Below are 22,175 nucleotides of genomic sequence, written 5' to 3'. Positions count from 1 at the left end.
TCGCTCCGTCGCTTCACTCAACGCCCCCCCGCTCGTCGCATCCGCGCCGAACGGGGACCCCTGCTCGCGGCCGTCCTCGTTCCTCGGACGTCCACTCCGCGAGCTCACTCCTGCGCTCACGGCCTGACCGCCGCGAGGACCTGGCCGGGAGCGACCTGCTCACCCGGGCGGACGTAGATCTCCAACAGCGTTCCGCCCACCGGCGCGGTCACCTTCGTCTCCATCTTCATCGCCTCCAGGGACAGCACCGGCTCGTCCGCCGCGACGACGGCGCCCGGCGCGGCGGCCAGCTGCCAGACGGTCGCGGTGAACGGGGCCGTCACCGCGACGGCACCCGCCGGCACCTCAACTTCAACACCCGTGGCGACGACGGGCTCGTCCCTGCGATCAAACTCTCCGGACGCCCGCCAGCGTTCCTTCTCGGCCTCGAACGCGGCCGCCTGGGTGGCGCGGAAGGCGGCGATCGAGTCCGCGTTCGCGGCCAGGAAGGCGTCGTACTCGGCGATCGAGAAGGTGCCGTCCTCGGTCTCGCAGGCGCCGCGGCCCGCGTCGGTCTCGGCCCGCAGCTCCAGCAGCTCGTCGGCGCTTACCGGGTACCACTCGATTCTGTCGAAGAACCGCAGCGACCACGGGTGCTCGGCGAACATTCCGCGACGGCGGAAGCGGTTCCAAACCTGGACGGTACGGCCGACGAACTGGTAGCCGCCCGGTCCCTCCATCCCGTAGATGCACAGGTAGGCGCCGCCGATGCCGACCGAGTTCTCCGCGGTCCAGGTCCTGGCCGGGTTGTACTTCGTCGTGACGAGCCGGTGGCGCGGGTCCAGCGGGGTGGCGACCGGGGCGCCCAGGTAGACGTCGCCGAGGCCGAGGACCAGGTAGCGGGCGTCGAACACGGTCCGGTACACGTCGTCGACGGAGTCCAGTCCGTTGATCCGCCGGATGAACTCGATGTTCCACGGGCACCAGGGCGCGTCGGCGCGCACGCCCGCCATGTACCGCTCGATCGCCAGCCGCGTCGCCGGGTCGTCCCAGGACAGCGGCAGCCGGACCCGCCGGGACGGGACGACGAGCGCCTCGGTCGCCGGCACCTCGTCCTCCAGCTCGCGCAGCAGGGCCGTCAGGTCGCGGGCCCGCAGCACGGTCGCGTCGGTGTGGATCTGCAGCGACCGGATGCCGGGGGTGATGTCGACGATCCCGGCCGGGGCATGCGCGGCGAGCGTCTCCCGCAGCGCGTGGACCCGCATCCGCAGCGCGATGTCCAGCGTCATCGGGCCGTACTCGACGAGCACGTTGTCGTCGCCGTCGCGCCGGTAGGTGACACTGGGGCGGGTGTCGGTGGCCTCCAGCCGGCCGAGCACGCCGTCGTCGCCGTCCCCGCCGGTGCTCGCCACCGTGCGGGACGCCCGGTGGTCATCGAGCGCCGCGGCCTCGGACTCCCGGACCGCGACGAACCGGACGGTGTCGCCGGGCCGCAGCTGGCCGAGCTTCCACAGCTCGCCGGACGCGACGACCGCCGGGCAGACGAAGCCACCCAGCGACGGCCCGTCCGGGCCGAGGATGATCGGCGTGTCGCCGGTGAAGTCGAGCGCGCCGACGGCGTAGGCGGTGTCATGGATGTTCGACGGGTGCAGTCCGGCCTCGCCGCCGTCGGCCCTGGCCCAGGCCGGCTTCGGACCGATCAGCCGGATGCCGGTGCGGGCCGAGTTGTGGTGCACCTCGTAGTCGGTGGCGTAGAGGGTGTCGATGTCGGCGCGGGTGAAGAACTCCGGCGCCGCGTGCGGGCCCTCGGTGACGCCGATCTCCCAGCGTCCCGTCAGGGCCGGCCGGCGGTCGGCCGGGGTGGGCCTGGCGCTGCTGGCGGGCGGGGTGCCGCCCGGGCGCAGCACGTCGCCGGCGAGCAGCGCCCGGCCCGCGTGGCCGCCGAACCCGCCGAGGGTGAACGTCGACGCGCTGCCCAGGTACGCGGGCACGTCGAGCCCGCCGCGCACGGCCAGGTAGCCGCGCAGGCCCGGCCCGGTGGCCGCGCCGAGCGTCAGCGTCCCACCCGCCGCGACGTCGACCGGCTCCCACAGCGGAACATCGATGCCGTCGACGGCGAGCGGCGCGGGCGCGCCAGTAACGCAGACCGTCGACGCGGTCGAGAACCGCAGGCGCAGCCCGCCGGCGGTCACCTCCAAAGCGGGCGCCCCGGGCGGGTTGCCGACCGCCAGGTTCGCCTCGGCGAACGACACCGGGTCGAACGGGCCGCTCGGTGGCACCCCGACATGCCAGTAGCCGAGCCGGCCGGGCAGGTCCTGCACGGTCGTCAGCGGGCCGGCCGCCAGCACGTCGATCCGGGGCGCCGGGTCGGACAGCTCGGTCAGCGTCGTGGTCGCGTGCGTAGCCGCGCGCAGCTCGGGGGAGTCGGTCAGCGCGCGCAGCAGCCCGAGGTTGGTGACGATGCCGTCGACCCGGCTCGCGTCCAGCGCCACCCCGAGCAGGTCGAGGGCCTCGTCCCGGGTCGGGCCGGCCGCGATGACCTTGGCCAGCAGCGGGTCGTAGAACGGGGAGACCTCCAGCCCGGTCTCGACGAACCCGTCGACCCGGACCCCGGGGATCGCCGCGGCGTCCTGGCCGGGGAAGAACGCCCGCGTGACGAGCCCGGAGGACGGCAGCGCGTCCTTCGCTGGATCCTCGGCGTAGACGCGGGCCTCGACGGCGTGGCCGACGGGCTCCCAGGCCCGGGTGAACACGTCGTCCTCGACCCGGCCGTCCCTGGCCAGGGTGAGCATGAGCTCGACCAGGTCGACGCCGAGAACCGCCTCGGTGACGGGGTGCTCGACCTGCAGCCTGGTGTTGACCTCCAGGAACGAGGCCTCCTCGCGCACCGGGTCGTAGACGAACTCGACCGTGCCCGCCCCCCGATAACCGACCGAGGCCAGCAGCTCCTGGGACGACCGATGCAGCAGGTGGCGGACGTGGCCGGGCAGCGCCGGCGCCGGGGCCTCCTCGATGACCTTCTGGTTGCGCCGCTGCAGCGAGCAGTCCCGGTCGGCCAGCACCGCGACCCGGCCCGCGCCGTCGCCGAACACCTGCACCTCGACGTGGCGCGCCGGGCGGACCAGCCGCTCCAGGAACACGCCGGCCGAGCCGAAGTTCTGCGCCGCCAGCGCCTCGACGGCGGCGAACGCGTCTCGGACCTCGCCGGCGGTGAAGCAGGCCCGCATGCCGATGCCGCCCCCGCCGCCGGTGGCCTTCACCATCACGGGCAGCCCGATCGTCTCGGCGGCGGCGACCGCCTCGGCGGCGCTGGCGAGTAGCTCCGTGCCGGCGAGGAGCGGGACCCCGGCGGCCTTCGCCAGGGCCTTCGCCGTGTGCTTCTCGCCGAACGCGACGATCTGGTCGGCGGTCGGCCCGGCGAACCGCAGGCCCGCGGCCTCGACGGAGCGGGCGAACGCCGCGTTCTCCGACAGGAAGCCGTAGCCGGGGTGGATGATCCCGGCACCGTGGCGCAGCGCCGCCTCCAGCACGGCGTCGGCGCGCAGGTAGGACTCGCGGGCGGGCGCCGGGCCCAGCCGCACGGCGTGGTCGGCCTCCCGGACGTGCGGCGCGGCCCGGTCGGCGTCGGAGAACACCGCCACCGTGCCCAGCCCCATCCGCCGCGCCGTCCGGATCACCCGCCGCGCGATCTCGCCACGGTTCGCGACCAGGACCGTCGCCGGACAGTCGGCCCCGGTCACTGCGCCTCGAGTTCGCTCCGTCGCTTCACTCATCGCCCCCCCATTCGTCGCATCCGCGCCGAACGGGGCCCCTGCTCGCGGCCGTCCTCGTTCCTCGGACGACCACTCCACTCGCTCACTCCTGCGCTCACGCGGGCTCCACCACGATCATGCGCAGCGGGGTCGGGTTGAAGTCGTTGCACGGGTTGTTCATCTGCGGGCAGTTCGAGACGACGACCAGCACGTCCAGCTCGGCGCGGAACGCGACGCGCCGGCCCGGCGCCGACAGGCCGTCGACGATGCCGAGCGCCCCGTCCGCCTCGACCGGCACGTTCATGAACCAGTTGAGGTTGGAGACCAGGTCGCGCACCCCGAGGCCGCGCCGGGACGCCTCGGCGAGGAAGTTCTCCCGGCAGCCATGGTGGAACATCACGTGATGGCCGTAGCGCAGCGTGTTCGACTCCTTGGAGCACGCCCCGCCGATCGTGTCCTGCCGGTCGATCTCGTTGGCGACGACGGTGGCCATCGCCCGGCCTTCGCTGCTGCGCAGCACGGTGCCGGTCCGGACGTAGGCGTTGCCCTGCCAGGCCAGCGTGTCCGGGACGCTGTAGCGCTCCTCGGGGTCGGCGGCGCTGTAGAGCAGGCAGTCGGCCGACTGGTTGCCGCCCACGTCGACGATCGTCAGCACCTGGCCGGTCCGCACGACGCCCGACCAGGGCGCGTTGGGCGCGACCCGCTCGTCGAGCACGACGGTGCCGGCGACGAGGCTCTCGGACCAGTCGAGGACCGACCCCGGCGCGTAGGTCGCGCCGACGGGGACGGTCGACCCGACGGAGCCTCCGGCGGCGGTCGGCTGGGCCAGGACCCGCCCGTCCGAGCTCGGCGTCATCACAGCCCTCGCGCTTCCCGGTAGTCGACGGTGTTCAGGTAGGCCCGGTTCAGCTCGGGCGTCGCGGCGAACCTCTGGTCGCCGGGCCCGGTCGGCGCGCCGCGCCAGGCGTGTACCCGCAGCGGGCCGACGACGTAGTCGGCGCGCGGGTCCAGCGGATGGGCGACGTTCGCGACGAGGACCAGCAGCGGCAGCTCGGCGACCAGCTCGACGTGGGTCCCGGCGCCGGCCGACCCCCGCCAGTCCAGCGCGCCGTCGGCGGCGACCCGCACCCCCTGGAAGAACGACACGCTCGGCGGCAGGTCGCGGCGGGCCAGGCCGTGCTTCGCAGCGGCCTTCACGAACAGCGCCCGGCCCGAGGGCGCGGGGCCCTCCGGCCGGGCGTCGCCGTACTTGCGCTCGTTGAACGCGTCCGTGCTGGTGCCGCAGAACGCGTCATGGTGGCCGGAGCTGTCCGCCACGATCGTGGCGAGTACCCGGCCGTCCCCGGACAGCAGCGGGTGGCCCGCGCCGAGGTAGGCCTGCCAGGGGATCTTCTGGGTGTCGGCGACGTTGAGCCGCTCGACCGGCTCGGCCGCGTTGTAGACGATCACGTGGGCGCAGGCGTCCCCGGTCGGGTCGTCGAAGCGCAGCCGCGAGCCGGCGGCGAGCACCTTGTGGGTGTAGCCGCCGGGCGCGACCGTCTCCGCCCAGACCAACGTGGCCGGATCGACTTCTGCGGGGCAGAACGGGCTCGTGGACGCCGGTAGGTACGGCATCCACGCGCTCGTCTGCCCGCCCTGCGCCCGGGCGTCGGCCCGGGCGTTGCGGACGCTGTCGGTCAGGTGCTCGTCTCGCGGCGGCGCGCCGCGGGTCTCGCCGGCCATCGTCATGGGTGTTTCCTCCTCCTCGCGTCCCCCGCGTGGTCAGGCGCGGGCTCAGGCGGCCTCTGGCAGCGCCTCAGGCGCGGCGGTGTGCGGCACGTGCGGGAGATCGATCTTGGTGTGCAGGCGGCGGGCCGCGAAGTAGGCGCCGCCGATCGCCAGCACGATGCCGATGAACAGCAGCGCGCTCCAGCGCAGCCACCAGCCCTTGCCGGCGAGGTCGTAGATCTCCGCGCGCGGCCAGATCAGGTTGACCGCCATCCCGGCCTGGTAGAGCACCGCGATCGCGTTCAGCGGGATGCCCCAGCGGCCCATCGAGAACAGCGGCTTGCCGTCCTCGTCGACGCCGCCCGGGAAGCCGTCGGTCTTGCGGTGCCTGATCCGCACGATGAGCAGCGGCAGGGTCACGCCCAGGTAGGCCAGGTACAGCATCCCGATGCAGAGGCTGGAGAGGGCCAGGAAGATGGCCGACTGGTTGATGTTGACCAGCAGCGCGGCGGCGGCCAGCACGCCGACCACGATCGAGGTGATGATCGGCGTCCCGGTGCGCGGCGAGACCTTGCCGAGGTACTTGTGGAACGGCAGCGCGCCCTCCCTGGCCATGGAGTACATCATCCGGGCCCCGGAGGTCTGGCAGGCCAACGTGCAGGCGAACACGGCGACGGCGATGAAGCACAGCAGCAGCCGGCCGAGCACGCTGCCCAGCCGGTCGGTCAGTACGTAGGCCAGGCCGCCGGAGGCGAGCTTGCCGTCGTCGACGCTGGCCGCCGCCATCAGCGCCGAGATGATCAGTAGCGCGCCGCCGAAGCCGGAGGTGGTCAGTGCCCGCAGGATCGTCTTCGGGGTGGTCTTGCGTGGGCTGAGGGTCTCCTCGGCCAGCTCCCCGGCCGAGTCGAAGCCGACCATGACGTAGGCGGCCATCAGCGACGAGGCGAGGAACGCCGGCAGGTAGTGCCCGCCGCCCGGCCAGCCGGTGTTGTGCAGGACGACCTCCGGGCCGCGCTTGGGCAGGCAGAACAGCGCGACGACGAGGACGGCGACGCCGATGATCTCGCAGATGACGCCGATGCTGGAGGCCCGCGCGGTCTCCCGGATGCCCAGGATGTTGACGATGGTGGTGATCACGAGCAGCAGGCAGCCGAGCAGGACCGCGTTCTGCGCGCCGGTGGTCGAGACGAGCGTCGGGTCGGCGTGCGAGCCGCCGACGATCTGGAAGCCCGACCAGATCTCCGGCAGCGCCGCCTGCAGGGCGATGGCGGCCGCGGCGACGACCAGGACCTGGCCGATGATCATCGTCCAGCCGATGAACCAGCCGGCCGTCGTGCCACCGAGGCGGCTCGACCACTGGAAGATGGCGCCCGAGATCGGCCAGCGGGCCGCGAGCTCGGAGAAGCACAGGGCGACGAGCAGCTGGCCGACGAACACCATCGGCCAGGTCCAGAAGAACGATGCCCCGCCGATGCCGAAGCCCAGCCCGAACAGCTGGACGACGGTGGTGAGGATCGAGACGAAGGAGAAGCCGGCGGCGAAGGACGCGAAGGTCCCCACACCGCGATGGAGCTCCTGCTTGTAACCAAGCTGGCCGATGATGTCGCCGGGTGCGACGACCTCCGACGTGCTCACCACGTCACCTCCCATGATCAAGGATACCTGTCAGATGACAGGTATTAGAAGGATCATGGAGCGGAGGTGTCGCATTCCCGGATCGACGGCGTTAATTTCCAGTCGCCAGACCTGCGCGTACGTAAATTCCCGGTGCATCCGGACGCGCCGGTGCCCGGCGGCTGGGGCGAGCCGCCGGGCGGATTCGGGCGCGGTCGGTCAGCTCGGCGCGGCCGGGCTGGCGAGCTGGTCGACGGCGGCCGGGACGGCCAACGCCGTGGTGCGGGCGCGCGGCGAAGCGCGGGTGTGGGCGTGGCGCGGCCGGGCGCTGGGCCCGGCCGCGCCGCCCGTCAGCGGAAGACCCGGCGCAGCCAGGTCGCGATGCCCTCGACGACGAGCACGGTCACGAACACCATGATCACTAGGGTCGTCACCTGGCCGTGCAGCTTCAGCACGGGCGAGGCGTTCGTCAGGTAGAAGCCGACGCCGCTGCCGCCGACGATGCCGAGGATCGTCGCCGCCCGGATGTTCGTGTCGACCAGGTACAGCGAGTTGCTGATCAGCGACGGCAGTCCCTGCGTCCAGGTCGCCGCGAGGTAGCGCTGGCCCCTGGTCGCGCCCGCCGCCGTGAGTGCGCGCTCCGGTCCGGCCGGCACCTCCTCGAACGAGTCGGCGATCAGCTTGCCGAGCAGGCCGATCCCGCCGAACGCGAGCGCGACGACCCCCGCCTGGTTACCGAGGCCGGTGACCATGATCAGGAAGATCGCGAGCACCAGCTCGGGCACCCCGCGGAAGATCACGAGAAGCACCCGGAAGGCGCTGCGCACGTGCCCGTTCGGGGCGACGTTACGGGCGGCGAGGGAACCGAAGACCAGCGCGAAGACGAGCGAGAGGACGGCCGCGCTGAACGCCACCTCGATGGTGATGAGCAGCGCGTTCGCGAACTCGCTGAAGTCGTGGTTGCCGAAGTTCGGCGGCCAGAAGCTCTTGAGCGTCGGGCGGACGTAGCTCCAGGTGATGTCGCCGAAGTTGACGTGCGCCATGAAGTAGCTGCCGAGCGCGAGCGCGAGCGCCGCGAGCAGCCAGCTCGTGTTGCGGACCCGGTCCCGGGTCCACGGGCGCTTCATCATCGACTCGACGCTGGCGGCGATGACCTGGCTGCTGGCCGTTGGCTCGGGCGTGGGGCGGTTCCTGGCCCGGGCCCGCCCGATGCGGTCACCGAGACTGTTGCCGACGGGCTGGATGCCGAGCAGGCTGCGGCGGATCGTCGACGAGATGATCTCCAGGACGACGCAGAGCACGAAGATGACGAGCGCGATGCCGAGGCCGCGGCCGTATCCCTGCGGAAAGTCCTCGAAGGCGATGCTCATCGCGTAGCCGAGGCCGCCCACCCCGGCGTAGCCGAGGATGGCCGAACCGCGAAGGTTGATGTCGAAACGATGCAGGACGGTCGCGATCCACGACGGCAGCACCTGCGGGAATACGCCGGACCAGAACTCCTGCGCCCGCGACCCGCCGGCCGCGCGGATGGCGAGACGCGGGCCGTCGTCGCTCTGCTCGATCGCGTCGGCGAACAGCTTGGAGATCATGCCGATCGAGTGGATGCCGATCGCGACGATGCCGGGCAGCGGGCTGCCGAGGACGAAGATCAGCGAGAACGCGAGCGCGATGACGACGTCGGGAATCGCGCGGGTCACGACGCCGATCGCCCGGCCGACCGGGCGCAGCCAGGGCGCCGGAGTGGTGTTCGCGGCCGCGATCCACGCCACCGGGACGGAGATGAGGGCGGCGATCAGCGTCCCGAGCAGAACGATGCCCAGCGTGAGCCCGATCAGGTAGAACAGGTCCTTCGGACCCGGAATGCTGAGCGGGTCCATCTGGTGGAACACCTTCGTGGCGTTCCGGGCGCTCGACACGATGTTGTGCCACGAGAAGTCGAGCGTGGTCAGGGAGTAGACCGAGAAGCCGAGCATCGCGACGATGAGGACGCCACCGGCGATCTTGGCGACCGGGACCGGACGGCGGGGCGCCCGCTCCGTGACGTCGGACCCCGGCCCCGGCCCTGGGCCCGCCGCCCGCGGCGCCTCGATCGTGGTCATACGGTGCCGTCCTGAACGGGCACGGAGGTGTCCGCGGCCTCGGTGGTGCCGTCGTCCCGCGTGGGCACCTCGATCGGGACCCCGGTCAGCTCACGCTCTATCGCGTTCAGCTCGGCGGTCGACGTGGTCACCCGGCCGTAGATCTCCATGACCTGGGCCTTGCCGAGGCCCTCGGTCGGGGTGTCCAGGACGACCTCGCCCCGGCGCAGCCCGACGATCCGGTCGCCCCAGTCGAGCGCGAGGTCGACCTGGTGCAGGCTGCACACGACGGTCAGGCCGTCGTCGGCGGCGATCTCGCGGATGAGCCGCATGATCTGGCCGCTGGACTCGGGGTCGAGGCTCGCGACAGGCTCGTCGGCGAGCAGGACCTCCGGGTTCTGCATCAGGGCGCGGGCGATCGCGACGCGCTGCTGCTGGCCGCCGGAGAGCTGGTCGGCCCGCTGGTACGCCTTCTCCAGCAAACCGACGCGGTCCAGATGGTTCAGCGCCGCGAGCCGGAAGCTCTTGGGGTAGGCCCAGATCCCGAGGCGCGGGCCGGTGAGCCGGGAGAGCGCGCCGGTCAGCACGTTCTCCAGCACCGTCAGGGACGGCACCAGCTCGAACTGTTGGAAGATCATGCCGACCCGCCCGCGCAGCGCGCGCAGGGCCTTGGGTCGTAGCTTGGGAACATTGCTGCCCAGGACCTCGACAGTGCCCGAGGTGGGGAACTCCAGGCCGTCGAGATGCCGGAGCAGGGTCGACTTGCCCGAGCCGGAAAGCCCGAGCAGCACGACGACCTCCCCGGGTTCCACCGTCAGGTTGACGTCGTGGAGTGCTCGGTTGGCGCCGAACTTCTTGGTGACGCCACTGACGGAGATGACCGGGGAGGCCGCCGCGCTGTTCATTTCCTGCTACCTACTTCGCTCAGGCTGGCTTGACTACTTGGCGCACTTCGCGGCGGTGACCTTGGTGCAGATGTTGCGGATCGTGTCGTAGTAGGCGTCCGTCTCGGGCTTCGCGGCCTGGAAGCTGCTCTTGAAGCCGTCGGTGACGGTGATGCCAGCAGCCGAGATCTGGTCGAGCGTGACGCTGCTCAGGGCCGAGGTGAGCTTGGCCTGGACGCTCTTCGGCAGGGCGGTCGAGATGGTGATCGGGCCACCGGGGACGTACTGCTTGTCGAGGACGGTGACGGAACCGTCCTTCGCGGCCGCCTCGGCCTCGGAGTCCTCGGCGAAGCCGGCGTCACACTGCTTCGACGCGACGGCCTGGACCGACTTGTCGTGGGCGCCGGCGAACGACGCCTTGAAGTCGGCGAAGGTCGGGTTGCCGCTGGCGTCCGTGCCCGAGGCGGAGATGTTGATGCCGGCCTTGTCGAGCGCGAGCATCGGGAACAGGAAGCCTGAGGTGGAGCTCTTCGAGACGAAGCAGACCGTCTTGCCCTTGAAGCCGGCCACCGAGGTGATGTCCGAGCCCTTGGGGACGATGGCCTCCGAGTAGTAGCCCGGGTCGGTGAGGCCGGCAGAGGCGATGACGGCCGAGACGACCTGCTGCTTCGCGCCCTTGTTGGTGGCGTTGACGTAGGTCAGGCCGGAGAACGCGGCGACGTCGACCTTGCCGGCGACCGCCGCGGCGATCAGCGCGGTGTAGTCGCTGGTCGGGAAGAACTTGACCTTGTAGCCGGTCTGCTTGGCGATGTACTCCTCGAGCGGCTTCCAGTTCGAGTCCGAGCCGGCCTGGTCGGGCACGGTCGCGAAGACAATCGTCCCCGGGCTGTCGGCGAAGGTGCCCGTCTCGGCGGGGCTGGAGGAGCTGGCGGCCGTGGTGCTCTTGTTGTCCGACGAGCCACAGGCGGCGACAGCCGCGAGCGACAGCGCGGCAACGCCGGCGATCATCGCCGAGGTACGGAGCCTTCTGATCACTTCGATTTCCCCCTCAGGAACCGGTTTAGTGGGTTTTGGGTCAGGTGGCGCCGGCCCGCTGGTGGCGAGCTGGTCAAGGTGGCCGAGCTGCTCGGCCGGGCATGGAGGCAGGCGGTACGGGGATGGCGCGGTACGGGGCAGGGAGTCGGGCGGTGTCGACGCGGCCCGGTGGGCCGCGGGCTAGGGCTTGGCCACCGGGGCGGCGGTCCCGCCGGTCGCGGCCGGCCGCTCGTCGGGGCCGTGCTGGACCGGACCGGCCGCGGCGCTGCTGGTCACCCCGGTCTCGGCCCCCGCTTCGCGCCGGGCGGCACGCGGCCCGGCGGCCTCACGGCGGCGTTCGTCGGCAGAAGCCCCGCCGGCCGTGTTGCCCGGTCATCCGCTGCGGCGGCCCCCCACCAGGACCGGCGTTCGTTCACGAACCAAGACCATCGCGGGCACGCCTGAACGCTCGGTGAACCAGCGGCGTTGACTGCGCGGCGGAACGGTGACCGCGCCACGGCCATTTCCGGGTAGATGTCGCCCAGATGTCCGGCAGGTCATCGGCAGCGGGCGTGCGTCGACGCGAAGGCACCAGCCACTCGCGTGCGCCCCTGGTATCCGCGTATGTCGCAGTTCGGGTGGCGTCAGGTTATCCTGACAGATGGATGCGTTCGGGCGGGATCGACCGGAACGCGGAGCGCTCGGACAGGGGTGGTCTGGATGGCCAGGGACTGGGCCGCAGGGGACAAGGACGGGCCGTGGCCCGAGGGCCGGCGGGTATGGGAGCGGCTGGAGCACTGGCGCGACCGCCGCGGTCGCGCCGCGGACGCCGACCTCGGGAACGCGGCGCTGGACGCGCTCAGCGACGTCGGGACGCTGCGCCGGCTGCTGGACCAGGCCGAGCTGACGGCCGTGCGGACGGCCCGCGGCCAGCGCCGCTCCTGGGCCGAGATCGCGACCCGGCTCGGCGTCACCCGCCAGTCCGCCTGGGAGAGATGGCGTGACCTGGACGAGGACCTGCCGGAGTGGACACCGCCGCCGGACGACGACGTCGAGACGGCACTGCTGAACGACGCGGCCAGGGCCGAGATCGCCAGGCGGGCCCGAGAGCTCGCCGAGCAGTCCCTGCGGGACGACGCAGCCGAGGCGTTCGGCGGCCCGCGGCCGCTGCCGTCCGGCGCTGCCGGCGAGGACCCGTCCGGGCCCGCGACGAAGCGCCGAGGCCGGCGGTACCGGACGTCGACCGTGCCGGACGTCGTCACCCTGCCGATCGACGAGGCCCGCCGCAAGCTCGCGGAGTCCGGGTTCGTGGGCGTCGCGGTCGGCCTCGGTGACGGGCCCGGGGCCCCGCTGGTCGCGATCACCCCGGAGCCGGGCGCGGTGGTCTCCAGCCAGGCTCCCGAGGCCGGCGCCCGCGTCGACGCCGGGGCGACCGTCCGCCTGTGGGTCCGCCCTGGCGGCGGTTCCGCCGGTGTCCGGGAGCCGCGCCGGCCGTTCCCGGCCGCCCCGCCCGCCCGTGCGCTGCGCCTGGAGCCCGGCACCGGCGACGCCGTCGCTTCGGCGGTCGAGTGACGGCCTGATCGTGGCTCGCCCCGGCTCGGCGAGTGCCGGGCCCAGGTGGCTCCGCGCCAGGCGGTTCCGGTGACCTGACGGTTACGGTGACGGCATGGGTGAGCGGCGCACGACCGGGCAGGCGCTGGTCGACGGGCTGCTCGCCCACAGCGTCGACACCGTGTTCGGGCTGCCCGGGGTGCAGACCTACGCGCTGTTCGACGCGCTGGGCGAGCGGTCCGCCGAGATCACGCTGGTCAGCGCCCGCCACGAGCAGGCCTGCGCGTACATGGCCCTCGGCTACGCGCAGTCCAGCGGGCGGACCGGTGTCTGCACCGTCGTACCGGGCCCGGGGATCCTCAACGCCGCCGCCGGCCTGCTGACCGCGGCCGGCACCGGGACCCCGGTCGTCTGCCTGACCTCGGACGTGCCGACCGCCTATGCCGGCAAGGGCATGGGCCATCTGCACGAGATGCCCGACCAGCTGGCGACCGTGCGCTCGTTCGTGAAATGGGCCGAGACGGTCCGCCACCCGGCGCAGGCACCCGCCCTGCTCGCCGAGGCGTTCGCCCGGGCGGCCTCGGGACGGCCCGGCCCGGTCGTACTGCAGACGCCCTGGGACATCCTGGGCATGGTGGCCGAGGTTCCGGCGCCGCGGGTCCAGCCGCCGGAGCCGCCCCCGCCCGTCGACGAGCCCGCCGTGCGCGCCGCCGCGGACCTGCTGGCCGAGGCGCGCAACCCGATGATCATGATTGGGAGCGGCGCCCGGCACGCCGGCGCGGAGATCCGCGCGCTGGCCGAGCTGCTCGGGGCTCCGGTGGTGGCGCAGCGCGGCGGCCGCGGGGTGCTGCGCGACGACGACCCGTACGCCTTCACCGGCGCCGCCGGATTCGCGCGATGGGCCGACACCGACGTGCTGCTGATGCTCGGCACCCGTGGCGAGCTGACCTGGTTCCGCTGGCCCGAGCGGACACCGGGCCCACGCCTGGTGAGCATCGACATCGACCCGCGCCAGCACGTGTGGCGCGCCCCGGCGGTGGCCGTCACCGCCGACGCCCGCGACGCGGCGGCCGCTCTCGTCCGCCTCCTGCGGGACGCGGGGGACCAGGCCCCGCGCGGGGCTGACCCGGGGGAGCGGCAGGCCGAGAACCCGGCGACGGCCGGGCCGCGGGCCTCCCGGGCGGCCCAGTTCGCGGCGGTCAAGGCCAGGTTCCGTGCCGACGTCGCGAGCCGGCTGCGCCCCCATGCCGACTACCTGGCCGCGATCCGGGCCGCGCTGCCCGAGGACGGCTATTTCGTGGAGGAGATCTCCCAGGTCGGCTTCGCCTCGCTGTTCGCCTTCCCGGTCTACGCGCCGCGCCACTTCGTCACGGCCGGCCATCAGGGCACGCTGGGCTTCGGCTTCCCGACCGCGCTCGGGGTGAAGGCCGCGCACCGGGACCGGCCGGTGGTCTCGGTGACCGGTGACGGCGGGTTCCTGTTCGGGGCGGCGGAGCTCGCCACCGCCGTCCAGCACGGCCTGGGCGTCGTCACCGTCGTCTTCGACAACAGCGCCTACGGCAACGTCAAGGCCGACCAGGACCGGCTGTTCGGCCGGGAGGTCGGCTCCGTGCTGCGCAACCCGGACTTCGTCGCGCTGGCCCAGGCGTTCGGCGCCGACGGCCTGCGCGTCGAGAGCCCCGACGGCCTGCGCGACGTGGTCGCGGGGGCGCTGGCCACCGGCCGCCCGACGGTCGTCCACGTCCCGATGCCGCTGGACCCGGCGGTCACGCCGTGGACCTACCTCACCCCCGTCGCCGGCCCGGACTGACCCGGCCACGACGCCGGCCCAGGGCCTGGGGTGCTACCGGCGAGTAGGTCAAGTGGACAAAAACTGGCCAACCAATCGACATTTCGCGGGCGATCGGCCATCATAGAACCCAATGCCGGCTGCGCCGGCGCGGCTCCCCCCGTACCGCGCCGGACAGCCGGTTTTTCGTTGCCCGCCGGGCGCTGACAGCCCGCCCGGCCGCGCTGGGTCGCGGCAGCCGGCGATGGTGCGGCGCATGTCACGGCGACGGTCGCCGCTTCACGTTCACCGGCCCGCCCGTGCCCGGCCCCCGGGCCTTGATGCCTGCGGCCGCTGGAGGTTCGCGCCGAGCTGGGCCATCGGACCTATCGGACATGGCCGAAGGTGTCGGCGAGCGGACCCCAATGGGGTCAATCGGGGCTTCTGGCAGCACGTTAAGGTAGGTCGTAGGGGGGCAAAGAGGCCGCCGCGGAACGCCGCCGACACAAGGGCGTTGCCGAGTCAAGCGTGCTGACACCGGGTACACGCCAGCTAAGGCCCAGTCAGGCCCGCCGACGGCGTCGGCGGCCTTGTCCGCTCGCTTGCTGACAGAACGCCAGCACCGCCGCGCCAGGGAGGCCTCCGATCGACCGCAACGAGCTCATCGACATCACGCGGCGAGCGCTCAAGATCTCGATGGACAAGACGACCGACATGATGCCCAGCGAGCGCGTCGTGCCGGCCACCATCTACACCAGCCAGGAGCTGTTCGAGCGCGAGCGCGAGTACGTCCGCCGTGCCCCGCAGCTCGTCGGCTACCGCTCCGAGCTGCCCGAGCCCGGCAGCTACACCACCAAGCAGGTGATGGACGTCGCGGTGCTGCTGACCCGCGACGACGACGGCGCTGTCCGCGCCTTCCAGAACGTCTGCGCGCACCGGCAGGCCAAGGTCGCCGAGGGCTGTGGCGTCGCCGAGCGGTTCACCTGCCCGTACCACGCCTGGAGCTACAACAAGGTGGGTGCGCTGGTCAGCGCCCCGGGCCGCGACGGCTTCCCGACCGCCATGAAGGGGGCCGGGCTCACCGAGCTGCCCGCCGCCGAGCACGCGGGCTTCCTCTGGGTCGGCCTCGACCCGGACGGCGGGCCGCTGGACATCGCGTCCCACCTCGGCGACCTGGGCCCCGAGCTCGCGTCCTGGGGAATCGGCGACTGGAACTCGGTCGGCGAGAAGGTGCTCGACGCGCCGGCCAACTGGAAGCTCGCGCTCGACACGTTCGGCGAGAACTACCACTTCGCCTCGGTGCACCAGAACACGTTCGCGCTGCTGGCTCGCAGCAACTGCGCGCTGTTCGACACCTACGGCCCGCACCACCGGCTGATCTTCCCGCTGCAGAACATCACCGAGCTCGCGGACAAGCCGGAGAGCGAGTGGGAGCCGCTGCACAACTTCGTGGTGATCTACGCGATCTTCCCGAACATCGTGATGTCGGTGACCTTCATCAACGGCGAGATCTTCCGCGTCTACCCGGGCGAGAAGGCCGGCCACTCGATCACCGTCCACCAGAACGCGACGACGCTGGACGTCTCGGACGAGGCCGGGCGCAAGGGCGCGGACGACATCTTCGAGTACGCGCACTCCAGCGTCCGCGACGAGGACTACCCGCTGGCCGCCAAGGTCCAGGCCAACATGGAGTCCGGCGCGCGGCCCAACCTCACGTTCGGCCGCAACGAGCCTGGCCTGCACCACCGGCACGCCTGCATGGAAGAGGCCCTCGGCGCGGTCGCCGCGCGCTGACCGCCCCCGCGTCCCGAAGCCCCCGGCCCAGAGGCCGGGGGCTTCGGCGTTCCCGCCCTGGCCCGGTTCGAGTCCGGGCCTGGCTCGGTTCGATCTCCGGCCTGGTCGGCCCGCTGGCTTGATCGTCGTCTTGGCCCGCGCGTGGTCGCAAGACCGCCGCGGCTACAGCCACGAGAGGGCCCAAACAGCGATCTTGGTCCTGAGCGCCTCAGCTCGGCTCGAAGTCCTCGCCGTCGGGGCTGGCGATCACGACGGTGTACCCGTCGGGGTCCTTCAGCCAGATCTCCCGGTGGCCGGGCCCGTTGCCCTGGCCGCTGGGTGGGTTGCGCATCGGCGGGTGGACCACGGTCGCGCCGAGCCGGCCGGCCCGTTCCACCGCGCCGTCGAAGTCGGCGTAGTCGCCGAACCACAGCACGGCGCCGTTGCCGACCGGCACGTCCGGATCGGCGAGCTGGCCGTGGCCATGCTCGACCTCCCGGCGGTGCAACTGCAGGACGAGAGCGCCGTCCGCCGTGACGAGCCGCTCGTAGTCCGGTCCGCCGTGGTCGGAGAGCAGCCCGAGCAGCTCCTGGTACCACCGACTGGACGCCTCGACGTCACCCGCGACGACCAGCGGCTGCGGCCGCGCCGGACCGGCCGGCACGGCGATGCCTAGCCGGTTGCCGGCCGGGTCGGTGACCTGGACGAGGTAGCGGACGCCACCCTGCAGCCGTGGCCGGCCGAGCACCCGGCCGCCGCGCGCCTCGACCGCGCCCAGCGTCCGGTAGAGGCCGTCGGCCATCAGCCACAGCAACGGCCCGCCCGGTCCGACCGGCAGATCGGTGGTGAGCTGGCCAATCAGGCCCGGTGCCTGGAAGCCGACCGCGCCGGCGCCCGGCCCCGGCTCGTCGACGCTCCAGCCGAACACGTCCCGGTAGAACGCGGTCGCCGCGGCCAGGTCGGTCGCCGGAATCCACAGATAGCCGACCGGACTTCCCGGCCCGGACCTCGTCTCGCCGCTCATCCCACGCCCTCTCCAGGCCGATCAGGCCCCGAGCAGGAAGTGTCCTGCAGCCAGCTCCGCCGCCCAACCTCGGGCTACCAGACACGCGAGTGGGCGGCGCGATCCGCGACTTTCGCCCCGTCCCGGGCGTCTGGCGTTCGGTTCTCCTTCAGTCAAGCGTCCACAGCCGGACGGTCCTGTCGTGGCCGGCGCTCGCGACAGTCCTGCCATCGGGGGCGAAGGCGACCGACGAGACGACGTCGGTGTGCCCGGTGGGCGGTAACCCCAGCGGCCTCGGATGGGCCGGGTCGGTCACGTTCCACAGCCGGACGAGCCCGTCGTTGCTACCGGTCGCCAGAATGCGGTCGTCCGGGGAGAACGCCACCGACTTCATCGGCAGGGCACGGCCGGCCGGGGTCTGACTGAGCTGGCGCGGACGGGCCGGGTCGGCCACGTCCCACAGCCGTGTCGTCCCGTCCTCGCTGGTGCTGGCCAGGATCTGGCCGGTGGACGAGAACGCCACCGAGAGGACGGCGTCGGCATGACCGGCAGGCGATGGACCCAGCGCTGTCGGATGGGCGGGATCGGCCACGTCCCACAGTCGCACGGTCCTGTCGCGACCGCCGCTGGCGAGCACTCGCCCGCCGGGCGCGAACGCCACCGACAGCACCCAGTCGTCATGACCCGGCGACGTTCGGCCAAGCGCGCTGGGATGGCCTGGGTCGGCCACATCCCACAACCGCACGGTGGTGTCGTGACCAGCGCTGGCGAGAATCCGCGCGTCCGGGGCGAAGGCCACCGCGCGCGGCCAGTGGGAGTCTCCGGCCGATGTCTGGCCAAGCGCTTTCGGCTGTGCCGGGTCCGCCACATCCCACAGCCGCACCGTCGTATCCGCGCTCGCGCTGGCCAGGATTCGCCCGCCTGGCGCGAATGCCACCGACAGCACCCAGTCGGTATGGCCGGTCGGAGTCCGGCCGAGGATCCTCGGATCGGCGGGGTCAGCCAGATCCCACAGCCACACCCCCGTATCACGGCTGCCGGCGGCCAGAACGCGCCTGCCCGGGGCGAACGCCACCGAGAACACGAGGTCGGCGTCACCCTCCAGCGGACGGCCGAGCGGCCTCAGGCCGAGCGAAGGCGGTTCCGACAGCGGGGCGGCACGATCATCGTTCGTAGCCGCCCGTGAGCCGACCGGGCTGTTCCGGATGTTGCCGTGACCAGCGACGGGGAAGTCCGGCGGACGGACCGGGGACGGCTGGGCCGGTGGCACCGCCGGGAATCGAGGAGGTGCGGTGGGCTTGGCGCGGCCGTCCACCGCGCCGCGGATCTCGGTGAGCAGCCGTCGGTGGGCGTCGTCCTCACTGTGGTCGAACAGGTCGATCGACACGATGGTGCTCAGGAGCCCCTTGGGCGGGCAGTCCTCGACGCGCACCGGAATCAGCTTGCGGGCGAAACCAGCCGGATCGTCCGCCTGAGCCGCCTGCCACTCCGGGGCGTCGTAGACCGACGCGAGATAGGCGCGGGAGAGTACCGCGATTGTTCGCCGTGCCCACCGGATTCCCTGGTCCATTCGCGCCGTCCAGTTGGAGCCCGCGACGAAGTCCCAGGCCTGAATCAGCAGCCGGTAGCCCGCGGCCTCCAGCTGCCAGGCCAGCCATTCGGCCCACGCCTGGTCCTCGCTGGTGTAGGAGACGAAGAAATCCCAGTCCTCCGCCCCAACGGTGTCCCCCGTGGCCGTCATGGCTCCGATCCTCGCATTGCCACCCGGTCGTTCGGGGCGCGTCCCGACGCCGACATCACCCGGACAGCCGCCCGGCCGAGATCGTCGGAGCCGGTCGCTGACCGGCGGATGGAGTCAGGATTCCGGGCCGTGGGAGGTCAGGTTTTCGAGCAGGCGGCGGGCATCGGCGCGCTGATGGCGCATCAGAGCGGGCGCAGACTGGCCCAGCGCGCTTTCCAGGAGGGCCGTCGCTCGGGCTGGGTCCCCGGCCCGGGCGGCCACTATCGCGACCCGCCACTGGACTACCGGGTCAATGGCCGTCTGCGTACGTGTGGCCTGCGCCTGCGCCTCCCTGAGAGCCGTGTCCGCTTCTGCCACGGCCTCGGCCAAACGGCCGAGTTCGGCGAACGCGCGGGCGCGCGCGGCCCGCACGGCCGGCTGCGCGGCGGCGGCCGGCTTCAGCCGGGCGAGGTTGTCCAGATCGTCCAGTGCGCCGGCGAACTCACCCAGTTCGGTGCGCAGCTCCCCTCGCCCGGTGAGGGCGTTCTCCTCGTCCGGGGCGTAGGTCAACACCCCGCCGTACTCGCCCTCGGCGCCACGCAACTGACCGGCCTGCCATAGCGCGTGCGCCAGTTCCACCCGGAAGGAGCGGTTACCCGGCAGGCGGGCGACCGCGCCCTGCAGGTCGGCCACGGCCGCGGCGTACCGGCCCTCTCTCTTCAGAACCTGGCCGATGGCAGCCAGCAACATGCCGACGGCCGTGGAATCCTGAATCAGCTCGAAAAGCTCGGCCGCCCGCCGATAGCGTGTCTCGGCCTCGGCATACCGCTCGTCCTGGAACGCGAGATCACCGAGAAAGGACTCCGCCTCCGCCTGGATTCGCGGATCGCCCTCGGCCAGGCGGACCGCTTCCTGGGCATGTTTGCGTGCGAGGTCCAGTTCGCCGTCGGCGAGCGCCGCCTCCGCCGTGCGCAGGTAGTCGATCGGGCGCCCGTCGATCCGGTCCGGCTCGGGCGACTGCCGGTTGCCCGCTCGGACCGCCTCGATCAGCCGGTCGTGCTGCAGTTCGTACCAGCGTGAGCCCGAACGCCATTCCGCCTTCAGGATGTGCCGGTCCACCAGCGCGTGCGCGATGGCGTTGGGCATTCCGGCGGTGTGGCTGACGCCCTCGTAGACGGTGTTGCGGGTGCCCAGCTCGGTGACGAAGGTGCGTTCCAACCAGTAGCGCAGCCCGGCCTCGTCCCGTTCGTGCTCACGAGCGACCTCGATGACCGCCCGGGCACTGAAGTCCGCGAGCGTCCGGTTCACGTCGGCGTAGCTGCGCAGGTGCTCGTCCGTGATCACAGCTGCTTCCGGGGGCAGCGCGTCCCACAGGGCCGAGCAGACGACCTGCAGCTGAACTGGCTCCACCCGGTCCGCCCGCACGTTGGTCGTCACTCCTAGCCGATCCGTGAACGCACTCGTCCGCAGGTCGTTGACGAGTCGAGTGGCTACTCCGGGGCCGAAAGCACGGCCGGTTCCCTCCAGCGGGCCGGTCACCGCCCGCAGTGCCGCGCTCTCATCCAGCGGAAGCAGGTGGAAGCTCGATCTCGAATCGCGGCAGATCACCGGTTCGTAGGGCAGGAATCTCGCCAGGCTGTCCTCTCGGATAGAAATGAGAAGACGCAGCCGGGGCACCTCGTTGATCGACCCCGCCAGCTGCTCGATGAACTGCTCCCGATACCCCCGCCGATGTGGGAGATCATGGAAGAGCTCCTCGAAACGGTCGATCGCGGCAAAGACCGGGAGTGGGTCGCCGTAACGGTCGTTTCGCGCGGGGCGCCGCGCGAGGTACTCGGCGACGGACAATCCCGAAAGATGGTTGGGCGGGTCGTTCGGTGACCAGGAGGACAGCAGCGCGAAGGTATAGGGATTATGTCGGGCCAACGCCGCCGTCGGCACGGCCGAGGCCTGGGCCACCCGGCCGACCGGCAGTATGTCGGCGTCGTCCGCGGTCAGTTGCGCCCGGACACCCGCCGCGACCAGCGACGTCTTCCCCGCGCCCGAGGCTCCGTAGAGCACCACCAGCCGATGGGTCGACCACAGGGTGGCCATGTGGTACGACTCGGCCTCTCGGCCGAAGAACCGACCGGCGTCGGTAGGCTGGTAGGACCGGAGACCGACGTACGGCGACCTGCCCGCACCCCCGGTCACGTCAGGCCCAGCAGTGTCAGGAGCCGGATGCAGAACTCCGATGTGCTGCCCCAGAAGACCGTTATATCCGACCGGTCGAAGTATTTCTCCAGATAGTCCCGTGCTCGCAGGTCGAGGGCCGGGTCGCCGCTCGGGCTGGGATCGAGCTGGACGCTGATGTGCCGGCGGCTGTGGACGGGCGCGAGTGTCTTCAACAGGCCACGGAAGAGCACGCGGAACGTCCAGTCGTCGAACCGATAGCCGACGAACAGGAGCGGGCGGTTCTTCAACGCCGGGATCACCGACGTTGGAATCAGCTGGTCAATCATGGTCCGATGGGCCGAAAGACTCGTCATGAACTCCACGTGATCGTCTTCGGTGAGCACCATCGTCCGGGCTTCCTGGAAGCTTCCGTGCAGATGGAAGACGACGGGCCGATCGGCCTTGGGCCGCGCGACGGCGGTGCCGAACGCGCCGGCGCGCGACCGCGGGTCGTCCCACGGGCACACGAGGACCTCGGGGTGCCTGCCCGCCCGCTCCAGCGCCTTCGCCATGAAGTCGTCGTAGGTCGTCGTCACGTAGACGTCGAGCGGCAGCCGCGCCAGCAGCGCATGCGGCTGGACCGCGCTGGCAAAGTCGGGGAGCCCGCACGCGACGAGGTCTCGCTTTACCCGTTCCTTGACATAAACCGCGTCGCCCTCGGCTACGGCGGCATACTGCATGACGCGGGGAAGCTCCTGCGCGGAGCCTCGAAAAGGGTAACCGTACCGATTCGCCCAGGCGGCGGACAGATCACCGTCCGTGGGCAGCGCCGGATGGCAGGCATCCGCGCCGAGGAACGGGGTGCACTCACCGTTACGAAGCTGGGTCACGAGCCGGTCCCATGCTCGGTCGTCCACGCCTGCTCCTAGCGGTCCGCCCCACGCGCCTCGCGACACCTTATAGCCGGCGGACTGTCGGAGTGGATACTGGGCAGGTCGGCGTGGGTGGCCGGCGGGCCGTCCCTCAGTTTGCCACGAAGCCGCCGTCCGGGCGCGTCCTCCAGCTCTTCGGAGGTGGCATATCTGTCACTCTGCGAGGACACACGCCGAGCCGCGATGCGCGGCCACGCCGCGGGGACGGCGGCGATCGCGGCCCGAATCGCGGCTTTCTCCCGATCG

At 72.0% G+C, this 22,175-nt stretch carries 14 protein-coding genes; 3 read left to right on the top strand and 11 right to left on the bottom strand.

The features are described from left to right. Positions 1-116: 116 nt before the first annotated feature. The 7 genes from uca to phnD form a co-directional block, all read right to left on the bottom strand. The gene (gene uca / locus I6A60_RS16145) at positions 117-3,752 is read right to left on the bottom strand and encodes an urea carboxylase (RefSeq protein ID WP_203042564.1); all 3,636 of its coding nucleotides are present in this window, start codon (positions 3,750-3,752) and stop codon (positions 117-119) included. Between the two features lie 94 nt (positions 3,753-3,846). Continuing rightward, positions 3,847-4,587, bottom strand: a complete 741-nt coding sequence (locus tag I6A60_RS16140; protein ID WP_203018727.1) for an urea amidolyase associated protein UAAP2 — start codon at positions 4,585-4,587, stop codon at positions 3,847-3,849. Further along, positions 4,587-5,459 carry an urea amidolyase associated protein UAAP1 gene (locus I6A60_RS16135; RefSeq protein ID WP_203018729.1) on the bottom strand — a complete coding sequence of 291 codons (873 nt, stop codon included), beginning with the start codon at positions 5,457-5,459 and terminating at the stop codon, positions 4,587-4,589. Before I6A60_RS16135 ends, I6A60_RS16140 begins: the two co-directional genes overlap by 1 nt. A 45-nt stretch (positions 5,460-5,504) precedes the next feature. After that, complete coding sequence (locus I6A60_RS16130; protein WP_238435541.1) at positions 5,505-7,088, bottom strand: amino acid permease; 1,584 nt, start codon at positions 7,086-7,088, stop codon at positions 5,505-5,507. A gap of 314 nt (positions 7,089-7,402) precedes the next feature. Further along, positions 7,403-9,151: an ABC transporter permease gene (locus I6A60_RS16125; protein WP_203022913.1), complete on the bottom strand. Its 1,749-nt coding sequence runs from the start codon at positions 9,149-9,151 to the stop codon at positions 7,403-7,405. After that, the gene (gene phnC, locus I6A60_RS16120) at positions 9,148-10,035 is read right to left on the bottom strand and encodes a phosphonate ABC transporter ATP-binding protein (RefSeq protein ID WP_203022914.1); all 888 of its coding nucleotides are present in this window, start codon (positions 10,033-10,035) and stop codon (positions 9,148-9,150) included. The genes I6A60_RS16125 and phnC overlap by 4 nt, the downstream gene beginning before the upstream one ends. Before the next feature lie 33 nt (positions 10,036-10,068). Continuing rightward, the gene (gene phnD / locus I6A60_RS16115) at positions 10,069-11,049 is read right to left on the bottom strand and encodes a phosphate/phosphite/phosphonate ABC transporter substrate-binding protein (protein WP_203022915.1); all 981 of its coding nucleotides are present in this window, start codon (positions 11,047-11,049) and stop codon (positions 10,069-10,071) included. A 699-nt stretch (positions 11,050-11,748) separates the two neighbouring features. On the opposite strand from phnD, the gene I6A60_RS16110 reads away from it, so the two are divergent. From I6A60_RS16110 to I6A60_RS16100, 3 genes are all read left to right on the top strand, one after another. Further along, on the top strand, positions 11,749-12,600 hold the full coding sequence (locus I6A60_RS16110; protein WP_203022916.1) for a PASTA domain-containing protein: 852 nt from the start codon (positions 11,749-11,751) through the stop codon (positions 12,598-12,600). 94 nt (positions 12,601-12,694) lie between these two features. After that, the gene (locus I6A60_RS16105; RefSeq protein WP_203055645.1) at positions 12,695-14,389 is read left to right on the top strand and encodes a thiamine pyrophosphate-dependent enzyme; all 1,695 of its coding nucleotides are present in this window, start codon (positions 12,695-12,697) and stop codon (positions 14,387-14,389) included. Positions 14,390-14,992: 603 nt separating this feature from the next. Continuing rightward, positions 14,993-16,141: an aromatic ring-hydroxylating dioxygenase subunit alpha gene (locus I6A60_RS16100; RefSeq protein ID WP_374113496.1), complete on the top strand. Its 1,149-nt coding sequence runs from the start codon at positions 14,993-14,995 to the stop codon at positions 16,139-16,141. 208 nt (positions 16,142-16,349) lie between these two features. Here I6A60_RS16100 and I6A60_RS16095 read toward each other — a convergent pair whose 3' ends face one another. The 4 genes from I6A60_RS16095 to I6A60_RS41680 form a co-directional block, all read right to left on the bottom strand. After that, on the bottom strand, positions 16,350-17,144 hold the full coding sequence (locus I6A60_RS16095; RefSeq protein ID WP_203022918.1) for a VOC family protein: 795 nt from the start codon (positions 17,142-17,144) through the stop codon (positions 16,350-16,352). 148 nt (positions 17,145-17,292) lie between these two features. Beyond that, on the bottom strand, positions 17,293-18,864 hold the full coding sequence (locus I6A60_RS16090; RefSeq protein WP_203022919.1) for a TIR domain-containing protein: 1,572 nt from the start codon (positions 18,862-18,864) through the stop codon (positions 17,293-17,295). 114 nt (positions 18,865-18,978) lie between these two features. Then, complete coding sequence (locus tag I6A60_RS43555) at positions 18,979-21,036, bottom strand: tetratricopeptide repeat protein (RefSeq protein WP_203022920.1); 2,058 nt, start codon at positions 21,034-21,036, stop codon at positions 18,979-18,981. Then, on the bottom strand, positions 21,033-21,914 hold the full coding sequence (locus tag I6A60_RS41680) for an SIR2 family protein (protein WP_203022921.1): 882 nt from the start codon (positions 21,912-21,914) through the stop codon (positions 21,033-21,035). The genes I6A60_RS43555 and I6A60_RS41680 overlap by 4 nt, the downstream gene beginning before the upstream one ends. Positions 21,915-22,175 lie beyond the last annotated feature (261 nt).

Source organism: Frankia sp. AgB1.9 (assembly GCF_016786355.1).
Classification (GTDB): domain Bacteria; phylum Actinomycetota; class Actinomycetes; order Frankiales; family Frankiaceae; genus Pseudofrankia.
The sequence above is the reverse complement of the archived record's forward strand: the minus strand, read 5'-3'. Positions and strand labels throughout refer to the sequence as shown.

Bases quoted from the DNA above. Each gene is read 5' to 3' on its own strand.
- uca (WP_203042564.1), bottom strand. From the start codon at position 3,752: ATGAGTGAAGCGACGGAGCGAACTCGAGGCGCAGTGACCGGGGCCGAC.
- I6A60_RS16140 (WP_203018727.1), bottom strand. From the start codon at position 4,587: ATGACGCCGAGCTCGGACGGGCGGGTCCTGGCCCAGCCGACCGCCGCC.
- I6A60_RS16135 (WP_203018729.1), bottom strand. From the start codon at position 5,459: ATGACGATGGCCGGCGAGACCCGCGGCGCGCCGCCGCGAGACGAGCAC.
- I6A60_RS16130 (WP_238435541.1), bottom strand. From the start codon at position 7,088: ATGGGAGGTGACGTGGTGAGCACGTCGGAGGTCGTCGCACCCGGCGAC.
- I6A60_RS16125 (WP_203022913.1), bottom strand. From the start codon at position 9,151: ATGACCACGATCGAGGCGCCGCGGGCGGCGGGCCCAGGGCCGGGGCCG.
- phnC (WP_203022914.1), bottom strand. From the start codon at position 10,035: ATGAACAGCGCGGCGGCCTCCCCGGTCATCTCCGTCAGTGGCGTCACC.
- I6A60_RS16110 (WP_203022916.1), top strand. From the start codon at position 11,749: ATGGCCAGGGACTGGGCCGCAGGGGACAAGGACGGGCCGTGGCCCGAG.
- I6A60_RS16105 (WP_203055645.1), top strand. From the start codon at position 12,695: ATGGGTGAGCGGCGCACGACCGGGCAGGCGCTGGTCGACGGGCTGCTC.
- I6A60_RS16095 (WP_203022918.1), bottom strand. From the start codon at position 17,144: ATGAGCGGCGAGACGAGGTCCGGGCCGGGAAGTCCGGTCGGCTATCTG.
- I6A60_RS16090 (WP_203022919.1), bottom strand. From the start codon at position 18,864: ATGACGGCCACGGGGGACACCGTTGGGGCGGAGGACTGGGATTTCTTC.